The 1,543-nt window shown below is 47.1% G+C and carries 3 protein-coding genes; all 3 read left to right on the top strand.

Annotated elements, in window-relative coordinates; translation table 11 throughout:
* Positions 1 to 690: class I SAM-dependent methyltransferase (locus tag ABGY95_RS03215; RefSeq protein ID WP_347440256.1), on the top strand; the 690-nt coding region annotated here is incomplete at its 5' end.
* 55 nt (positions 691 to 745) lie between these two features.
* Positions 746 to 1,024, top strand: a complete 279-nt coding sequence (locus ABGY95_RS03210) for a putative quinol monooxygenase (protein ID WP_347440255.1) — start codon at positions 746 to 748, stop codon at positions 1,022 to 1,024.
* A gap of 29 nt (positions 1,025 to 1,053) precedes the next feature.
* Positions 1,054 to 1,543 (top strand): aminodeoxychorismate/anthranilate synthase component II (locus tag ABGY95_RS03205; protein ID WP_347440254.1); only part of this gene is annotated, 490 nt, incomplete at its 3' end.

Raw genomic sequence — 1,543 nt, 5'->3', positions numbered from 1 at the left:
GATCGTCTATGGCTTCCTTCTAGCCTGAGGGGACTGGAGGTTCTTTGTCTTGCTGCAGGTGGAGGGAAGCATGGACCCATTTATGCTGCTGCTGGTGCGAGCGTAACAGTCGTCGATCTGTCAGCGTCAATGCTTGATCTCGATCGACAGGTTGCGAGGGAACGGAAACTCCATCTAGAACTGATACAGAGTTCAATGGATGAACTTACGATGTTGAAAAATGATCATTTTGATCTCGTTATTCATCCAGTGAGTAGTTGCTACCTACCTTCTCTCAAGCAAGTTTTCTCCGAAATCGCGCGTGTTTGTCGTCCGGGTGGCTTGTACATGAGTCAGCATAAATCTCCGAGAAGTTTACAGTCATCATTGCAACCAAATTTAGATGGCCGATATGAATTGCTTTTTCCAGAGTGCCAATCAGCGGATAACTCAGGAGCACTGCCACCGGCACCACCATCTCGTTTGAGAGAGGCTGGAACGGATGAATTTGTTCATTCTTTAACAGATATTCTCGGTGGAATATGCCGCGCGGGATTTTCCATCGAAGACTTTTTTGAGCCAAATGAAGGTGATCAAGAGGCGGTTCGTGGCTCATTTACCCATCGGGCCGCTTTTCTTCCACCGTATATAAGGATCCTCGCCAGGAAATATGGACAGAGAGCAACGTTGCAACCTGTCGTGGTACAGTAGATTGTTGTGCAGGCTTTAGGTTGTACAGGATTAAGGATAGAAACGCATGATTTGTATGAACATTATTCTCACCGTACAAGAAGATCATAAGATTGAGGTTGTTCGTGACTTACTCTGTGAAGCTATGAGAAAGAGTAGGAATGAGCCAGGTTGTGAGCGATTCGATGTCTATCAATCGCAATCAAATCCCAACGAATTTACGATGATCGAACACTGGTCTTCTCAAGAGGCTCTCGATGCTCATCGACAGGCTGAAGCGTACACAACAATTTACAAGCCCCAAGTGATTCCTCTGGTTGAGCGTGTTGGTCATCCGGTGACGCTCTTGGATTAACCTGGGGTTTTATAAATAAACGTATTTTTATGATACTTCTTATTGATAACTACGATTCGTTTACATGGAATCTCGTTCAAAGGCTTGGTGAAATAGAGCCACGCATGAGAGTTGAGGTCCATCGGAATGATTCCATTGACGGTGATGCAATAGCTGCAAAGCAGCCTAGTCACCTACTCATTTCACCTGGTCCATGTAATCCAGACAAAGCTGGTATCTCGTGTGATGTTGTGCGCCGTTTCGCCGGCCGCATGCCGATTCTCGGAGTCTGCCTCGGCCACCAGGCTGTTGGTCAAGTTTTTGGTGGGAAGATTGTGGCAGCGAAGCAACTGATGCATGGCAAAGTTGATCAGATCGAGCATACCGGCAGGGGGCTCTTTACCGGGCTTTCTTCACCAATAGAAGCTACTCGGTACCACAGTCTGGTGATCGACCCGGCAACAGTGCCAAATGTTTTTGAGGTGGATGCCTGGGCTTTTGCACCCGATGGAAGTAAAGAAATCATGGCTATTCGTCACC

The organism is Rubritalea sp., from assembly GCF_039830215.1.
Lineage (GTDB): Bacteria > Verrucomicrobiota > Verrucomicrobiia > Verrucomicrobiales > Akkermansiaceae > Rubritalea.
This window is presented reverse-complemented; position numbering and strand designations above follow the sequence as displayed.